The sequence below is a fragment of the Corticicoccus populi genome, assembly GCF_042686195.1.
GTDB classification, from domain to species: domain Bacteria; phylum Bacillota; class Bacilli; order Staphylococcales; family Salinicoccaceae; genus Corticicoccus; species Corticicoccus populi.
The window spans coordinates 13748-29032 of the sequence record NZ_JBHUOQ010000004.1; the positions used below are offsets into that span (position 1 = coordinate 13748).

Annotated in this window: 15 protein-coding genes and 1 riboswitch; of the genes, 6 read left to right on the forward strand and 9 right to left on the reverse strand. The window is 40.9% G+C overall.

The window, feature by feature from the left end; genetic code table 11:
* Positions 1 to 13: 13 nt before the first annotated feature.
* From ACFSX4_RS09695 to ACFSX4_RS09715, 5 genes are all read left to right on the forward strand, one after another.
* Positions 14 to 739 carry a metal ABC transporter ATP-binding protein gene (locus ACFSX4_RS09695; RefSeq protein WP_377774051.1) on the forward strand — a complete coding sequence of 242 codons (726 nt, stop codon included), beginning with the start codon at positions 14 to 16 and terminating at the stop codon, positions 737 to 739.
* Positions 739 to 1611 (forward strand): metal ABC transporter permease, encoded by an 873-nt coding sequence (locus ACFSX4_RS09700; RefSeq protein WP_377774053.1) that lies wholly within the window; start codon positions 739 to 741, stop codon positions 1609 to 1611. The genes ACFSX4_RS09695 and ACFSX4_RS09700 overlap by 1 nt, the downstream gene beginning before the upstream one ends.
* Complete coding sequence (locus ACFSX4_RS09705) at positions 1608 to 2702, forward strand: metal ABC transporter permease (RefSeq protein WP_377774055.1); 1095 nt, start codon at positions 1608 to 1610, stop codon at positions 2700 to 2702. The genes ACFSX4_RS09700 and ACFSX4_RS09705 overlap by 4 nt, the downstream gene beginning before the upstream one ends.
* A 46-nt stretch (positions 2703 to 2748) precedes the next feature.
* Positions 2749 to 3405 carry a metal-dependent transcriptional regulator gene (locus ACFSX4_RS09710; RefSeq protein ID WP_377774057.1) on the forward strand — a complete coding sequence of 219 codons (657 nt, stop codon included), beginning with the start codon at positions 2749 to 2751 and terminating at the stop codon, positions 3403 to 3405.
* A gap of 187 nt (positions 3406 to 3592) precedes the next feature.
* Positions 3593 to 4519, forward strand: a complete 927-nt coding sequence (locus ACFSX4_RS09715; protein ID WP_377774059.1) for an ABC transporter substrate-binding protein — start codon at positions 3593 to 3595, stop codon at positions 4517 to 4519.
* 161 nt (positions 4520 to 4680) lie between these two features.
* On the opposite strand, the gene ACFSX4_RS09720 is transcribed toward ACFSX4_RS09715, so the two are convergent.
* The 8 genes from ACFSX4_RS09720 to ACFSX4_RS09755 form a co-directional block, all read right to left on the reverse strand.
* Positions 4681 to 5145, reverse strand: coding sequence for a Dps family protein (locus ACFSX4_RS09720; RefSeq protein ID WP_377774061.1), 465 nt, complete (start codon positions 5143 to 5145; stop codon positions 4681 to 4683).
* 205 nt (positions 5146 to 5350) lie between these two features.
* Positions 5351 to 6133: a Cof-type HAD-IIB family hydrolase gene (locus ACFSX4_RS09725; RefSeq protein ID WP_377774063.1), complete on the reverse strand. Its 783-nt coding sequence runs from the start codon at positions 6131 to 6133 to the stop codon at positions 5351 to 5353.
* A 33-nt stretch (positions 6134 to 6166) separates the two neighbouring features.
* Positions 6167 to 6574 carry a hypothetical protein gene (locus ACFSX4_RS09730; RefSeq protein WP_377774065.1) on the reverse strand — a complete coding sequence of 136 codons (408 nt, stop codon included), beginning with the start codon at positions 6572 to 6574 and terminating at the stop codon, positions 6167 to 6169.
* 109 nt (positions 6575 to 6683) lie between these two features.
* Positions 6684 to 7679, reverse strand: a complete 996-nt coding sequence (locus ACFSX4_RS09735; RefSeq protein ID WP_377774067.1) for a zinc-binding dehydrogenase — start codon at positions 7677 to 7679, stop codon at positions 6684 to 6686.
* A gap of 127 nt (positions 7680 to 7806) precedes the next feature.
* Positions 7807 to 8913, reverse strand: coding sequence for a 5-methyltetrahydropteroyltriglutamate--homocysteine S-methyltransferase (locus ACFSX4_RS09740; RefSeq protein WP_377774069.1), 1107 nt, complete (start codon positions 8911 to 8913; stop codon positions 7807 to 7809).
* A 30-nt stretch (positions 8914 to 8943) separates the two neighbouring features.
* Positions 8944 to 10041, reverse strand: a complete 1098-nt coding sequence (locus ACFSX4_RS09745) for a 5-methyltetrahydropteroyltriglutamate--homocysteine S-methyltransferase (protein WP_377774071.1) — start codon at positions 10039 to 10041, stop codon at positions 8944 to 8946.
* Between the two features lie 71 nt (positions 10042 to 10112).
* Positions 10113 to 10216, reverse strand: a riboswitch (SAM riboswitch).
* Positions 10217 to 10349: 133 nt separating this feature from the next.
* A complete protein-coding gene (locus ACFSX4_RS09750) occupies positions 10350 to 10994 on the reverse strand; it encodes a phosphoribulokinase (protein ID WP_377774073.1) in 645 nt (214 codons plus the stop codon).
* A gap of 44 nt (positions 10995 to 11038) precedes the next feature.
* Positions 11039 to 11971, reverse strand: coding sequence for an AEC family transporter (locus ACFSX4_RS09755; protein ID WP_377774075.1), 933 nt, complete (start codon positions 11969 to 11971; stop codon positions 11039 to 11041).
* 211 nt (positions 11972 to 12182) lie between these two features.
* Here ACFSX4_RS09755 and ACFSX4_RS09760 point away from each other — a divergent pair, with 211 nt between their 5' ends.
* The gene (locus ACFSX4_RS09760; RefSeq protein ID WP_377774077.1) at positions 12183 to 13367 is read left to right on the forward strand and encodes an MFS transporter; all 1185 of its coding nucleotides are present in this window, start codon (positions 12183 to 12185) and stop codon (positions 13365 to 13367) included.
* A gap of 35 nt (positions 13368 to 13402) precedes the next feature.
* Here ACFSX4_RS09760 and ACFSX4_RS09765 read toward each other — a convergent pair whose 3' ends face one another.
* Positions 13403 to 15166: a metallophosphoesterase gene (locus tag ACFSX4_RS09765; RefSeq protein WP_377774079.1), complete on the reverse strand. Its 1764-nt coding sequence runs from the start codon at positions 15164 to 15166 to the stop codon at positions 13403 to 13405.
* Positions 15167 to 15285 lie beyond the last annotated feature (119 nt).

The following is a 15285-nucleotide window of genomic DNA, read 5'->3' on the forward strand; positions in this document are numbered from 1 at the left end:
AAGGAGAATGACAATGGAAAGAGATACAATAACAGTAAAAGACTTAAGTATCGCTTATGATGAAAAACCGGTCGTATGGCATGCAAACATGTCATTGAAACCAAACAGCCGTACTGCGATTGTCGGTCCGAACGGTGCCGGCAAGTCCACTTTAATAAAAGGAATTATGGGGCTGATTAAACCCATCTCCGGTGAGATAAATATTGAAGATAAACCATTAAAAGACGCTTTAAAAAATGTTGCATATGTACCACAGAAAGGGGAAGTCAATTGGGACTTCCCTGCAACTGTTTTAGATGTCGTCTTAATGGGACGCTATGTTCATAAAGGATGGTTTAAGCGGACCAATAAAAAAGATACAGAAATCGCAATGGATGCACTGAAAATTATGAAGATGGAAGCTTTCAAAGACCGTCAGATATCAGAATTATCGGGTGGTCAGCGCCAGCGTGTATTCCTGGCACGTGCAATATGTCACGATGCAGATATTTACATCATGGATGAACCGCTTCAGGGTATCGATATCACCACAGAAAAATTAATCATCGATACAATGAAGAACCTTCAGAAGGAAGGAAAAACATTCTTAGTGGTCCACCACAACCTTGATACAGTTGAAGACTACTTCGACCATGTCATCATCGTAAATAAAACCATCCTCTCCTCCGGAACGATAGAGGATGTGTGGAATCAGGAAAATATTAATCAGGCTTACTATGAAAAGAGCGTGAGGGAGTAATGGATGTTCTAACAAGTTATTCTTTTTATATCGTTGCACTCGGCACAGTTATTTTGTCCTTTGCGAGCGGTATTGTCGGCACTGTCAGTGTCATTAAAGGACAGAGCCTGATTGGTGATGCTGTCGGCCATGCTACCTTCCCCGGTGTTCTTGCAGCATTCATGCTTTTCGGGGTGATGGAGACATACACACTCGCACTTGGTGCTGTGATATTCGGTATTATCGCATTCCTTGCCATTCAAATCATCAGCGGTTATTCCAAAGTATCACTGGACAGTGCACTTGCGTTAATACTCTCTTCCTTTTTCGGACTGGGTATGGCACTGAAGAGTTTTGTACAGGGTAATCCTGATTACGGCAGCACGCAGGGGATTGATAATTTTATATTTGGACAGGCCGCTTATATGTTGAGAAGCGATGTTTACTTAATTATCGGCGCATCCATTATCAGCATTATTTTGTTTATCGTCCTATATCCAAAAATACGCATTTATATTTTTGACCCGGTATACAGTAATACCGTCGGAATCAGCAGCAGATGGATGAACTTTACCATCTTATCCATGACAATTGTGTTAATCGCAGTCGGACTGAAGGCAGTCGGTGCGATTTTAATCGTTAACCTGCTCGTTGCACCGGCTGTCATCGGCAGCTTATGGTCGAACCGCTTCAGTGTTGTTCTGATTATCGCAGGGTGTGCAGGTGCAGTTTCAGCATTTGCCGGCACCTATGTCAGCACAGTAATGACAGGGATTGCCACAGGACCGGCAATTATTCTTGCACTGAGTGTACTGGTTATATTCTCCATGCTGTTCGGCAGAAAAGGACTGATTAGAAAAAGTATCAGAAGAAAGCAGGGTGTTAGTTTATGATTGAAGTATTATACGTATTAATCGTCACAGCACTCGCGACCGCTGTTCTCGGTGTTTTTCTTGTACTGAGAGGTTTATCCATGACGACTGATGCCATCAGTCATACGATTCTCCTCGGTATCGTGGTTGCTTTCTTCATCACAAATGATCTGCGTTCACCGCTTTTGATTTTCGGGGCAACAGTTGTTGGATTATTTACAATCTATTTAATCCGCCTGATTATGAATACAAGACTCGTTAAACAGGACGCGGCGATTGGTATTGTCTTTACCGCATTGTTCGCTGTAGCCGTCATACTCGTATCAAGATATGCCGACAATGTGCATCTGGATATTGATGTTGTCCTTATGGGCCAGGTTCTGTATGCACCGCTGAACAGAATTGAATTATTCGGATTCAGTATGCCGAATGCACTCTTTCAGCTCTCAATTATTTTGATCATTAATATTATATTTATCTCTTTATTTTATAAAGAGCTGAAAGTATCAACTTTTGATCCGGTCTATTCACATATTATCGGCTTCAGTACAACACTGATTTACTACCTTCTGATGGGACTTGTTTCTGTCACTGCAGTCACTGCATTTGATGCGGTCGGTGCAATACTTGTCATTAACTTCTTTGTAGCGCCGGCAGTTACAGCATATCTGCTCGTCAAACGTCTCAGCCATATGATTATTCTGTCCTGTATTTTTGCAGTGATTAACAGTTCTCTCGGCTATATGTTCGGTATGATGCTTGATGTTTCCATGTCAGGCGCAACATCATTCGTCGCGCTGATTATCTTTTTAATTGTTTTTCTTGTGAATCCAAAAGGTTACTTCAGCACCGTCTTAAAAAGACGCAGGCAGAAGAAAACATTCACACGAGCAATGATTTTAATGCTGATGAATGAAGACCGCCATCAGGCACTGACAAGAGAGGAAATCCAGTCACACTTCGGATTGGATGATTCAGCTTTCTATAAAAACATTGAATACCTTCTGCTCAATGACTATATTGAAAAAGAAGATAAAAAATACAAGCTGACTGACCGCGGTGAAGAATACACACATTACACCCGTATCAAATACGAGTTGCCAGCACAGTGATTTTTATTCATAATAGAGGTACATTAAAGTCATTGGAGGGGTAATTTTGAGCCCTACTAAAGAAGATTATTTAAAGATATTATTTGAACTTGGCGGCAGAACGCTGCAGGTTTCCAATAAAGAGATAGCCAGCCGGCTGAATCTGTCACCACCGACGGTGACCGAGATGATGAACAGTCTCGTAAAAGTCGGATGGGTGGTATATACGCCGTATAAAGGCAGTATGCTGACCGAAGAAGGTACAGAATATGCCAAAAAGCTCATCCGAAAGCACCGCTTATGGGAAGTGTTCCTTGTTGAAAAACTCAATCTTGATATTAATGAGGTACACCGCGAAGCGGAACTTTTGGAGCATGCAACGAGTACTATTGTCGCCGACAGACTTGAAGCGTTCCTTGAATTTCCTGAATACTGCCCTCACGGCGGTGCAATCAGTCCGGAATTAATGGACGTTCAGGAAGAAGAAACATTCAACTTAACTGAAATCAATGAACATGAGACGGTGATGATTTCAAGAATTGTTGATGATAAGAAACTGCTTCAGTACTTTAAAAACCATAATTTAAATATTGGTGATGAAATTACTGTCGATGAGATTGATAAAGACCTTGATCTTGTCACACTAAAGAAAAAAGATGACGATACAGATATTCAAATCAGTATTACCATCGGTCAGTATCTATTCGTGGAAAAAATTAAATAATTTGTAATGATAATTCCTGTTTTGATTTAAAGCAGGAATTTTATTTTTTTTGAAATGGTGTTTAATTTCCCTAAATACAGAAACATACATCAAATATCCGTATAGTACATTGACATCTGCTCATTATTAGCATAAAATCTTTAGTTGATAATGATTATCAATATCAATATATTCGGAAGGTGACATAATGAATAAATTATTAAGTTTTTTATTACTTTTAGTAATATCTGTTTCACTTGCTGCATGTAATTCGGAAGACAACAGCGAAGACACTGCAGCGGACACACCTGAATCTGATGATTCTACTGTGACTTATGAGTCAGAATTCGGACCTGTAGAAATTCCGGCTGATCCAAAACGTATTGTTGCACTTGCCTACGCACCTAACCTGCATTCACTGGATACAGAGATTGTCGGTGCAGACCAATGGAGTAAAGCGAACCCTCTCTTTGAAGATGAACTTTCAGATGTGTCGCAGGTCACTGAAGCAGAACCTGAAACAGTACTTGCGGAAGAACCCGATTTAATTATTGCAGGTGCCAATATGGAGAATCTTGAAGAACTCGAAAAAATTGCACCTACTGTTACATACACATGGGGTAAACTCGATTATCTGGAGCAGCAGATTGAAATTGGAAAACTGGTCGGGAAAGAAGATGAAGCCAGAGAATGGGCTGAAGACTTTGAAAACCGCGCTTCAGAAATCGGCAGGGAAATAAAAGAAAAACACGGTGATGATGTGACAGTTACTGTTCTTGAAACAGATGGTAAAGGATTTTATGTGTTTGGTGAAGCCTGGGGCAGAGGCACTGAAATTCTATACCAGGCAATGGATTTAAACATGCCGCCTAAAGTAGAAGATGCAGTGTCAAACGACGGCTACTACGAAATATCCCAGGAGGCGCTCTCAGAATTTGCAGGAGACTACATTATTTTGAGCCGTGGTAAAAATACAGACATATCGTTTACCGAAGATGATGTATGGCAGTCAATACCGGCTGTTAAAAACGGCAATGTTATCGAAATTGATACTGAAGCAACAAGTTACAGTGATCCGACTACACTTGAATATCTGATGGACATTTATAAAGAAGGTCTTCTCGGAGAAGAATAAGTTCCCTTCAGAATCTGTAGTCTTAATCAGCAGAACTAAAAAAAGTATGCCTTGAATGACAAGGCATACTTTTTTCTATGTCAGCGTTACTAACTATTGGGTGCTGCTCTATTCGGAAAAGAAAAAGAGCACAGCCAACGCTGCACTCTTCAAAACTTATATTATTCTACTTCGTTTCCAAGGTAGGATTTAAGCATCCAGTTATTTTTCTCAACATCTGTAATCATGCCGATGAACATATCTGCAGTGCTGTCATCGCCAGCTTCTTCTGCAACTTTAACACCTTGGTGCATTTCAGCGATTAATACATCAAAGTCTTCTGATAACTGCTTAACCATTGCGGGTGCATCTAAACCGTATTCGCCTTCTTCTACACTTGCTTCTTCAATAGCTTCAGTCTGCTTAGCGATTGGTGCACCGCCGATTGCAAGGATTCTTTCTGCAAGATCATCTACATATACTGCTGTTGCATCGTAAAGCTCTTCGAATTTAACGTGTAATGAAAAGAAGTTTGCGCCTTTAACATACCAATGGTAATTATGAAGCTTTGTCCATAATACTGTATTATTCGCTAACTGCTTATTTAATGCCTCTACTACTTGTGTTTTGTCTTGTACTTGTACCATGAAAAATCACCTTTCCTTGTGATATTATTTTTTATTTAGAATCGTTATAAATAACTTCTAAATATACTATAATACTGAACGGGTTAAATGTCAACACTATTTATAATAATTATAAATAAGAGTTTTTATTATCCCTTTCCATTGTATGATTACCCTAAAAACACAATTATAAACATCGATTGAGAATTTTTCTCAATTAATTTTATTACAGCAGTCCGGCCATTCTCAATCCGTGATAAATACCGTCATCTTCTACATCTTTAGTGACATGCTTTGCCGCCTGCTTCACGTGATCTTTCGCATTTCCCATGGCATAGCTGTTGTGTACTGCCTGAAGCATCTCAATATCATTGACACCGTCACCAAATGCGTACTGTTTCTCTTTTGAAAAACCAAGTTTATCCGTAACAATTTGAATGCCTTCTGCCTTAGACCCTGCTTTAGGTGTGATATCCATAGAAAGCTCATGCCATCTGTAGAATTTAAACACATCATTAAACTGATTTTCATATATCCCCTCTTCACCTTCCGGACAGAACAGGAGTGTCTGATATACATCTTTATCTTTGTGATCATGTGATTCTTCCTGCGGCAGAATATCTATTTTTAAAGAATCCAGTCCCGCTTCAACATAATGGTGCTCGGGAAAATTTGAATACATTTCTTTCTCATCCAAATATACAAGCGGATGTTCATTTTGGATGGCAAGATTCGTAATTTCTTTAAGTCTGCTGCTGTTTAAAGGGTTCTCATAAACAACTTCCCCTTCCAAAACCACATACTGCCCGTTTAAACTGATGTAAGTATCAATTCCAAGCTCTTTCCTTAAATCTTCGTACATGAAAGGCGCACGTCCTGTTGCAATCGCAACAATATGGCCGTCATCTTTTAACTGCTTGACTGATTTCTTTGTTGATTCCGGTATCTTTTTCTCTCCATTGTATAATGTACCGTCGATATCAAAAAAGATAATATTCTGTTCCTTCATTCTTTACACCTCTATAATGATTTAATTTGCATACTAAAAAACATCAATACGTGAAACACCTACGTAAACAATCACAACCGCAATAATCCATATCACAGATAATACCAGGTGTGATTTATCATGAAATGCTGTGTATAACTTAAAATCAATGACACTGCTCAGTAGAAACTGCCATGCCAGCACAGTCGCAAGCACCCATATTGATAATGATTCCTGCCCTGTAAACAACAATACTAAAGCTACAGCATATGTGAGCGTCATCATAATCAGGAAAACACGCTCCAGCATTTTGATATTAAGACGTTCGATTTTCAAAAAATCATCTTCCTCAGTATAACGCCTGTCATCAAAAGCAAAGTACCTTTTCCGTTTCGAAATAAAATGCGTATAGCCGCTTTTTATCAACAGTCCGCCAAATAAAATAAATAATAATATGTGCACTTTTTCAAACCTCTCAGCATTAAAATAATCATCAGTTTCATGTGAAACCTGACTTTTTACGTCTCTATTATACATTTAATATATGCTGAATGATATGAATCCGGATATTCTAAGCATCCAGTGAAAATACAATTTTGCCCATCATGCCACCCTTTTCAATTTCATCAAATGCTTTTTTAAAGTCAGATAGTTTATACACCGAATCAATAATCGGCTTAATGTTATTTTTCGCGGCAAATTCAGAAGCCTCTTTCAGTTCTTCAGTACTTGCCATAGTTGTGCCAAGTAAATTGAACTGACCATAGAAAAAGCTGCGCAGGTTAAAGTCTATCGTATCCCCTGTTGAAGATCCGAATGCTGTCAAAGTACCGCCTGTTTTAAGTACACCCAGCGCCTTGTTAAATGTTGCAGCTCCGACACTTTCAATAATTAAATCAATTTGTTCATCTTTCAGGCTTTCTTTCCAGTCTTCGTCATTGCCGACTGCAAAGTCTGCACCGAGACTCAGGGCCTTCTGCCGTTTATCTTCTGAACGAGACGAAATAATCACTCTCGCTCCGGCACTTTTTGCCATCTGAATCAAAAATATTCCCGTACCGCCTGTCGCTCCCGGAATAAATACAGTCTCTCCGGACTTAAGATTACCGCGTGTAAACAGTGCACGGTATGCAGTCATTGCCGCTAATGCAAACGTCCCTGCTTCCTCCCATGATAAATGTGATGGTTTCGGCAGTACATTCTCAGCCGGCACTGTCACATATTCACCGAAAGTTCCATGGTACGGGAATCCCATAATTTCAAAACCAGCCGGCGGTGCCGCACTGTTCTTCTCCCAGCCAAGTGCAGGATTAATAATCACTTCTTCACCCGGCTGTACACCTGTTACATTTTCCCCGACATCATCAATAATTCCTGCACCGTCAGAACCCAGTATAAAGTAAGGATCTTTCTCATCATGCCTGTTAGGCACAAGTAAATCTCTATGATTTAATCCGGCTGTTTTTAATTTCACGCGTATTTCACCTTTACTGACCTCAGGCTTTTCCACTGAACCGTACTGCACACCTGCCAAACCTTTTTCACCTTCATGAAACACTGCCTTCATAATGATATATCTCCTTTAAACTCAAGTATTTTTGTATAACTCGAACGTATATCTATTCCTCTAATCATAGAATTTAAAACCTTATCCTAAAAAAACCAGCCCGGTCACTGCCGGCCTGGTTCGTTCATTATAAAAGTTCATTTGAAAGTTCGATAATATATTTTAATTTATTCCACTGATCCGCTTCTGTCAGCTCGTTACCGTGATGCGTTGAGGAAAAACCACACTGCGGACTGAAACAGATCTGTTCTTTCGGAAGAATTTCCAATGCCTCTTTCAGACGTGCTTTAATCTCTTCTTTATCTTCAAGTTCACCATGCTTTGATGTAAATACACCAAGGACGACTTTCGGCGCATGACCTTCTGTCGGTATTTCTCTTAATGGTTCAAAGTCGCCTGAACGGTCATCATCATACTCAAGGAAAAATCCGTCCACTTTTTCTTTCGCAAACAATACCGGGGCAATGTGTGCATAACTGCCTTCATATCTCCATCTGGAACGGTAATTCCCGCGGCATAAGTGTGTTGTGACCACCATATCATCCGGCTTATCTTCAAGCGCGCCGTTAACCACTTTTAATGCGAGCTCAATCAATGCCTGTCTGTCGAGGTCAGTATCTAAAAATGAAATATCCTCACTGTTTAATGATGCGATATATACATCATCAAGCTGCAGGTAGCGGCAGCCGGCATCATAAAATGCCTGAACCGCATCTTTATAAGTCTGAATAACATCTTCTGCATACTCAAATATATCAGGGTAAATTTCTTTATTTCTAATACCGGACATAAAGAACTGGTTCGGACTTGGAATCGTCTGTTTCGCAACCGCACGGTCGCCGACAATATCCCTGAAAAGAATGAAATCTTTTACATGCGGATGATCCGGGTTAAATTTAAGTTTCCCCGTATTCTTTACATGGTAAGCTTCCGTCTTCATTCCTTTAAAGGAATAGCCTTCCTCAGGAATATAGCCTTCCGCACCACCGATGTGCTCCATGAAATCAATGTGCCAGAAACGGCGTCTGAACTCACCGTCTGTCACTGCCCGGAGACCGATTTCAATCTGTTTGTCTACAACCTTTTGAATCTCTTTCGTCTCAATATCGTATAATTCTTCGTCTGAGAGATTCCCTTCGGCATTATCTTTACGCGCCTGATGGATACGTTCCGGACGCAGTAAACTGCCGACATGATCCGCTTTAAATGGTCCTGTAAATACTGTATTCGTCAAAATAGTCCCTCTTTCAATCTATGTTTATTTTTATAAAAGCGTTTCTGATAACTCAACGATGTATCTTAATTTATTCCACTGTGCTTCTTCAGTTAAAATATTCCCGTGGTGAGTAGATGCGAACCCGCACTGCGGACTTAAAGAAATCTGCTCTTTCGGAATAAATTCCGCTGCTTCTTCAATACGCGCTTTAATTTCTTCTTTGTCTTCCAGTTCACCATGCTTTGATGTGAACAGTCCGAGCACGACCTGTGGGCCGCCGTCAGGAATTTCTTTCAGCGGTTTAAAATCACCTGAACGATCATCATCATACTCGAGGAAGAAGCCGTCCACTTTCTCTTTCGCAAACAATACCGGGGCAATTTTCGCATAACTGCCTTCAAATGCCCATTTTGAACGATAGTTCCCGCGGCATAAATGCGTCGTAATCACTAAATCATCCGGCTTTACTTCAAGCACACCGTTAATGACGCGCAGTGCCAGTTCAATTAACTCATCAACACTGTAATCTGTGTCGTTAAACGGAATTTCATCCGCATTCAACCCTGCGATATATACATCGTCAAACTGTAAATACCTGCAGCCGGCATCATAAAATGCAGTAACTGCATCCTGATATGCTTTAACAATGTCGTCGGCATAATCCTCAACATCCGGATAAATATCATAGTTTCTGATCCCAGCGTTAAACAGCTGGTTCGGACTCGGAATCGTCTGTTTCGCAACAGCCCGTCCACCGACAATTTCATTAAAAAGTTTAAAGTCACGGACGTGTGGGTGATTTTTATCAAAACCGATTTTCCCTATATTTCTGACGTTGTATCGCTCTGTTTCTTCACCGACGAATAAATAACCCTGATCCGGCACATATCCTTCAATACCTGTAATGTGCTCTAAAAAGTCAGTATGCCAGAAGCGGCGTCTGAATTCACCGTCAGTCACTGCTTTTAAGCCGACTTCAATCTGCTTATCAACAATCTTCTTAATCTCTTCCGTCTCAATTTCATATAATTCATCCGCCGAAATTTTTCCTTCCGACTTATCCTTACGTGCCTGATGAATCCGTTCCGGCCGTAAAAGACTGCCGACATGATCCGCCTTAAATGGTCCATTCACTCCTGCTGCCATTGAAACCCCACCTTTTTGATTTAATAAATAAACCCCTCCTATCTCAAAGATAGAAAGGGCTTATTTCAACCGTCTCATCTTTAAGCTCATATAAGCTCCATGGAATTAGCACAGTACCTAATGGTCCGCTGCTGAGGTATCGACAGGCCAGTCCCTCCACCTCTCTGGATAAGAATCAGATTTATTTGATTAGTGAGAATGTTAAACTATATCTAATTTTCTGTCAATAAGTAAAGTATCAAAATGCTTCAGCCGGTCCTCTTGTTTATACTCTGAATGATCTATCCGGATGAATCAATGGCGGCATATTAGAAACATGTCCGTTCAATTTTGAATTGGTCGTTGGAATGATTGACTAGTATATCAAAATGCACGCTTTCAGGGTGCATGAATAATTCATATTGTATTCTTCTCTCTTCGTGGGACTGATATAATGCCTCTGTTTTACGGCCGCGGTCGTTAATATCTCTGTCGAGCCTTCTGTTCAATTCCGTCTCTCCATCAGTATAAATATAAACCGAGCAGTCAAAAAGTGCCGGATCAAGAAAAGCAATTGACATTCCTTCCACAACAGTGACGCTGTATCCCGCAGACATTACTTCTTCAGGCATCCACTCTTTATGAATAGTCAGTACATCACGACCGCCTTTAATACTTTTCAAATCACGTTCCAGTCCAGATAATTCATGGGCGGAAGGCATACATGCCGTCGGTTTAAAACGATGGATTTGACCATTATATTCATATACCGCTTCCAGATGTTTTCTATACGTGCCGTGAATAATATACGGGTCTGTATTCAAATAATTGTATGTCCCCGGTTCCAAAGCACTGCATAATCTTTCAGCAAACATTGTCTTACCTGCTGCACCGTGCCCGGATATACCGATAATCAGATGCTTTTCCTTTGAAACTTCTATGAATCGAATCATATTTTCTACCAATTTTTTCATTAATATTTCCTCCTGTTCAGCTGAATATCTCGTTGTTATCATAGTTAAAATAAATTCATCGCCAGATAAATCACAACTGTCACTGTAATACTGCTGAGAAGTGTTGAATACAGTACAGTCTGTGCATGAAGTTCCGGCTCTACATCATATTCCAGGGCAAGGGTCGCAGTATTTCTAGATGTTGGGAATGCACTTGCGATTAACAGAGACTGTGCAATCACACCATCTATTCCTAAGAGATAGATTAATCCCAGTGCCACCGCCGGGCTCAAAATGAGTCTGCCGACTAATGCCCATCCGATGACTTTGTGGAATGTTTTCACTTCAATACTTTCAAGCTGCATTCCGAGCAGTATTAATGCCAGTGCTGCAAAGCCGCCGGCAAGCTGTTCAATCGGCACCAGTGCGAAGTTTGGAATAGGTATATCCACTATTTTGAAGAGAGCCGCAATCCATAATGCATGAATAATCGGCAGTTTCAAAAGATCTCTTAAGATATCAATGATAGATTTGGATACAGAAATCAAATTGTAGAGACCGTATGTATAAGTTAGTAGATTCTGAATCACCAGCACAATAATTTGGACCGATACACCAAGCGGGTGTGCACTGAAAACAAGCTGACTGACCGGCAGCCCGTAATTGCCGGAGTTCATTAAAGAAATACTGTTTTTCAACACTGTCTGTTCATCTCTTTTTAAATTTAGTATTTTGGAAAACACATTGCCGGTAATAATCAGTATTGACACAAACAGCGCCATATATATGACGAGTTCAGTCAGAAGTGACAAATTTATCTCGGCCGAATATATATTAATGAACACTGCCGCAGGCATGAAGCAGTATGTTACAAGATTCGCAATCGGCTGAAGTCTGAAATGAAATTTCTTCTGAAGCAGTGTACCAATTCCGATCAGAATGAGAATCGGTACAATAATATCAACAAAAAGCAGGCTGATATAATTCAATATACTCATCTCTTTTCTATATTATAAGTACTTCTTATTTTATCATGAGATAGTAATAAGAAAAACTACACTTATATAAATTCACTTCTTTTTATATGACTCTTGAAAATAATGAAAACATTTTCTATAAAAAACTTCCTGAATCCCCCTAGACACCACACTATAAATGTAATAATATATCACTCATGTTTTAAGACAGATATATAAAGGAGGATTTATCATGGTTAATGTTTCACGCAGAGTTGTTCTTGCCGTTTTTATGATTGGTACATTCGCAATCGGGATGACCGAATATGTAGTTACCGGACTGTTGACCCAGTTTGCACAGGATTTAGATGTACAGGTTGCAACGACAGGGTTACTGCTGAGTGTATATGCCATCAGTGTGACGGTATTCGGTCCGGCAGTCCGGCTGCTGACACTGCGTTTCTCACCTAAACTGCTGTTACTCATATTGACCGCTGTCTTTATCGGCAGTAATGTTGTCGCTGCTCTTGCTCCGAATTTCGAGACACTGCTCTTGTCCCGGCTGCTGTCTGCAACGATGCATGCACCGTTTTTCGGTCTGACTATGAGCCTGGCCATGGCAATCTCTCCACCGCATAAAAAAACAAGCAGTATCGCAGCCATTAACGGCGGTCTGACGATTGCGATTATGCTTGGTGTTCCGTTCGGTTCATTTATCGGTGCAACACTCGACTGGCGTATTGTCTTCTGGATGATTGCTGCACTTGGTGTAATTACTTTAATCGGACTGTTCTTTGTTACACCGAACTATCGTCCAAAAGAGATTCCTAAAGTCAGAAATGAATTATCGGTATTTAAAAACAAGAATGTGTTAATGGTTATTTTCATCATCGTCTTCGGTTTTTCCGGTGTCTTTACCGCCTACACATTCATGGAGCCGATGCTCCGTGATATTACAGGCTTTGGTGCTCTTGGTATCACCATCAGCATGTTCTTATTCGGTGTCGGTGCTGTAAGCGGAAACTTTCTGTCCGGTGCCGTACAGCCGAACATGTTAACAAGACGTCTGATTATGACCATGGCTGCACTTGGTGTGATACTGCTCTTATTCACGGTGATGCTTGGTACACCTGTATTTGCGTACCTCGCAAGCTTTTTATTCGGTGCAGGCACTTTCGGTACTACTCCGTTACTGAATGCAAAAATCATTTTTGCCGCTGTCGAGGCGCCTGCACTTGCGGGTACACTCGCTGCGTCAGTATTCAACCTTGCCAACTCAATCGGTGCCACACTCGGCAGTGTACTCCTCGGGTCCGGCCTCGGTTACACAGGTATTACACTCGTTGCTGCCGGAATGATTTTATTCGGCGGGCTGTCCATGGTAATCGGCAGCAGATTTGAGGATAAAAGCTTATTCGAATCACCGCAGCAATCCTAAAAAGAATCCGTCACTTAATTGTGACGGATCTTTTTTTATTCTTCATCTTTTGAAATACCGAACTGGTCGACAAGCTCGACTTCTCTCTCTTCACCTTCTAACAGTTCACCTTCCACCTGATACATGCTGACTGTCATTTCGCCGCCCTCTACTTCATATACGGCAAAATTTTGAGTGTCTGAATCGCGGTTGTTAGAATGAGATTCCTCAAAATCATCTGTTTCCTGCGGCTGGCCGCCGAAGCCGAAAAGGCCGTTATAATAATCAATATCTCCCTGTGTCATCCACTCAAGCTCCGGTCTGACCTTATGCACGTGATCCACACCTTTAGAGTAGATATCATCATATTCCTTTGTACCCCCGGTATTTGGCAGCACGTAAACTGTGCCGTCAGGGTTCTTCATGTATTCGACACCGTTGTCCCCTTCAAATGTTTCCACATCTTCCACTACAGCATTCGAGAAGTTCTCCTCCGTCGATACATGCTTCAACGAATGCGTTCTTGAAATGACATGATCATGTCCCTGCAGTGCCATATCAATATCCAGTTCATCGATTAATGCTGTTAATTCCTCTCTGACTTTCTGCACATCTTCATCAACTAATGAATGATAGGATTTCGAATAAAGCGGCTTATGATAATTCAAAACAATCCACTCTGCACCGTTTTCCCGCGCCTTCTTCACATCTTCAGTAATCCAGTTCATCTGTTCCTCTCCGATTGCCTTACCTTCCGGATTATCTTCAGATTCTTTATTGTCATTTGTGTTCAGTGTAATAAAATGCACCCCGTTATAATCGAAGGAATAATATGAACCACCGTCCACTTTATCATTGGTCACCGGCACATTGACATGCTGGTTGAATATTTCAGGAAGCCTTTCCTCATAACTTCCGAGAGCATATTCATCATGATTCCCGGGCACCACTGCCATTGGTGCACTCATGAACGATTCACGTGACTGCTCAAATAAATCCACCCATTCATCTTCCACTTCCGCCACTTCCACAACATCTCCAGTATGGAGGACAAAGTCTGTATCCTCTGCTGTTTCCAGGGCGTTCTTTAAAGTATCCGCTCCGAATGCCGCTTCATTCCTCAGGTTTTCATTCCAATAGGCATTTTGTGTATCTGTATAATGTACAAATTTAAAAGCGTCACCCTTTTCACCAGACGTTTTAAATTCCCCGGTTTCACTCTGCTCTCCTGATTCACTGCCGACTTTGTAGTAATATGTAGTATCCGGCTTAAGTTCTGCCGCCTGTGCTTTGTATGAGTATTCCGTCACATCCGTTAAATCCATCTGACCGACTGCACTGCCGTACATCCACTCATCGCCTGCTGCCTGACTGTCTGTGTAATACCCGTTAATCAGAGGCTGACCGTCCTTCTCCACCGTCTCTCCCTCATCATCTTTTTCTACATCCGCAAAAATAAAGTGCCCGTCTTCATCACGTTCACCATATTTTGAAGTCACTTCCTCTGCCTGAGCCTCAAATTCTACCGCATTTTCGAAGTCCTCAGATTCAGACACCCAGACTTTCGCATCTTCAAATAAATCTGTTGTATACCAGTTGAATCCCATTTCAGATGTGGTATTCCCGTTAAATGTCGTAATGACACGGTTTGGTGTATTATTCTTTTCGACCGGTGCCACTTCCGGCTTCTCTTCTGTGAGTTCGGGATTAAAACCATCTTCTTCTGCATACACTTCCCCGCCTGCTGCCGCTGATACAAGCAGGCCGCCCGCCATTATTTTCATCATTAATTTCCTGCTGGTTAGATGATTGAGTTTCATGAAATGCCCTCCTAGTTAATGTAAATAAAGTATCTCCTGCACATATCATGTTATAGAAGGAATATGGAGATTGTTTTAATTTCATGTTAAGAAATCTTAACTTAATGATATTTCATATT

Excerpts from the sequence above, each read along its gene's own strand:
- ACFSX4_RS09705 (WP_377774055.1), top strand. The coding sequence starts at position 1,608 with ATGATTGAAGTATTATACGTATTAATCGTCACAGCACTCGCGACCGCT.
- ACFSX4_RS09755 (WP_377774075.1), bottom strand. The coding sequence starts at position 11,971 with ATGAGTATATTGAATTATATCAGCCTGCTTTTTGTTGATATTATTGTA.
- ACFSX4_RS09720 (WP_377774061.1), bottom strand. The coding sequence starts at position 5,145 with ATGGTACAAGTACAAGACAAAACACAAGTAGTAGAGGCATTAAATAAG.
- ACFSX4_RS09750 (WP_377774073.1), bottom strand. The coding sequence starts at position 10,994 with ATGAAAAAATTGGTAGAAAATATGATTCGATTCATAGAAGTTTCAAAG.
- ACFSX4_RS09700 (WP_377774053.1), top strand. The coding sequence starts at position 739 with ATGGATGTTCTAACAAGTTATTCTTTTTATATCGTTGCACTCGGCACA.
- ACFSX4_RS09760 (WP_377774077.1), top strand. The coding sequence starts at position 12,183 with ATGGTTAATGTTTCACGCAGAGTTGTTCTTGCCGTTTTTATGATTGGT.
- ACFSX4_RS09745 (WP_377774071.1), bottom strand. The coding sequence starts at position 10,041 with ATGGCAGCAGGAGTGAATGGACCATTTAAGGCGGATCATGTCGGCAGT.
- ACFSX4_RS09725 (WP_377774063.1), bottom strand. The coding sequence starts at position 6,133 with ATGAAGGAACAGAATATTATCTTTTTTGATATCGACGGTACATTATAC.
- ACFSX4_RS09715 (WP_377774059.1), top strand. The coding sequence starts at position 3,593 with ATGAATAAATTATTAAGTTTTTTATTACTTTTAGTAATATCTGTTTCA.
- ACFSX4_RS09735 (WP_377774067.1), bottom strand. The coding sequence starts at position 7,679 with ATGAAGGCAGTGTTTCATGAAGGTGAAAAAGGTTTGGCAGGTGTGCAG.
- ACFSX4_RS09765 (WP_377774079.1), bottom strand. The coding sequence starts at position 15,166 with ATGAAACTCAATCATCTAACCAGCAGGAAATTAATGATGAAAATAATG.
- ACFSX4_RS09695 (WP_377774051.1), top strand. The coding sequence starts at position 14 with ATGGAAAGAGATACAATAACAGTAAAAGACTTAAGTATCGCTTATGAT.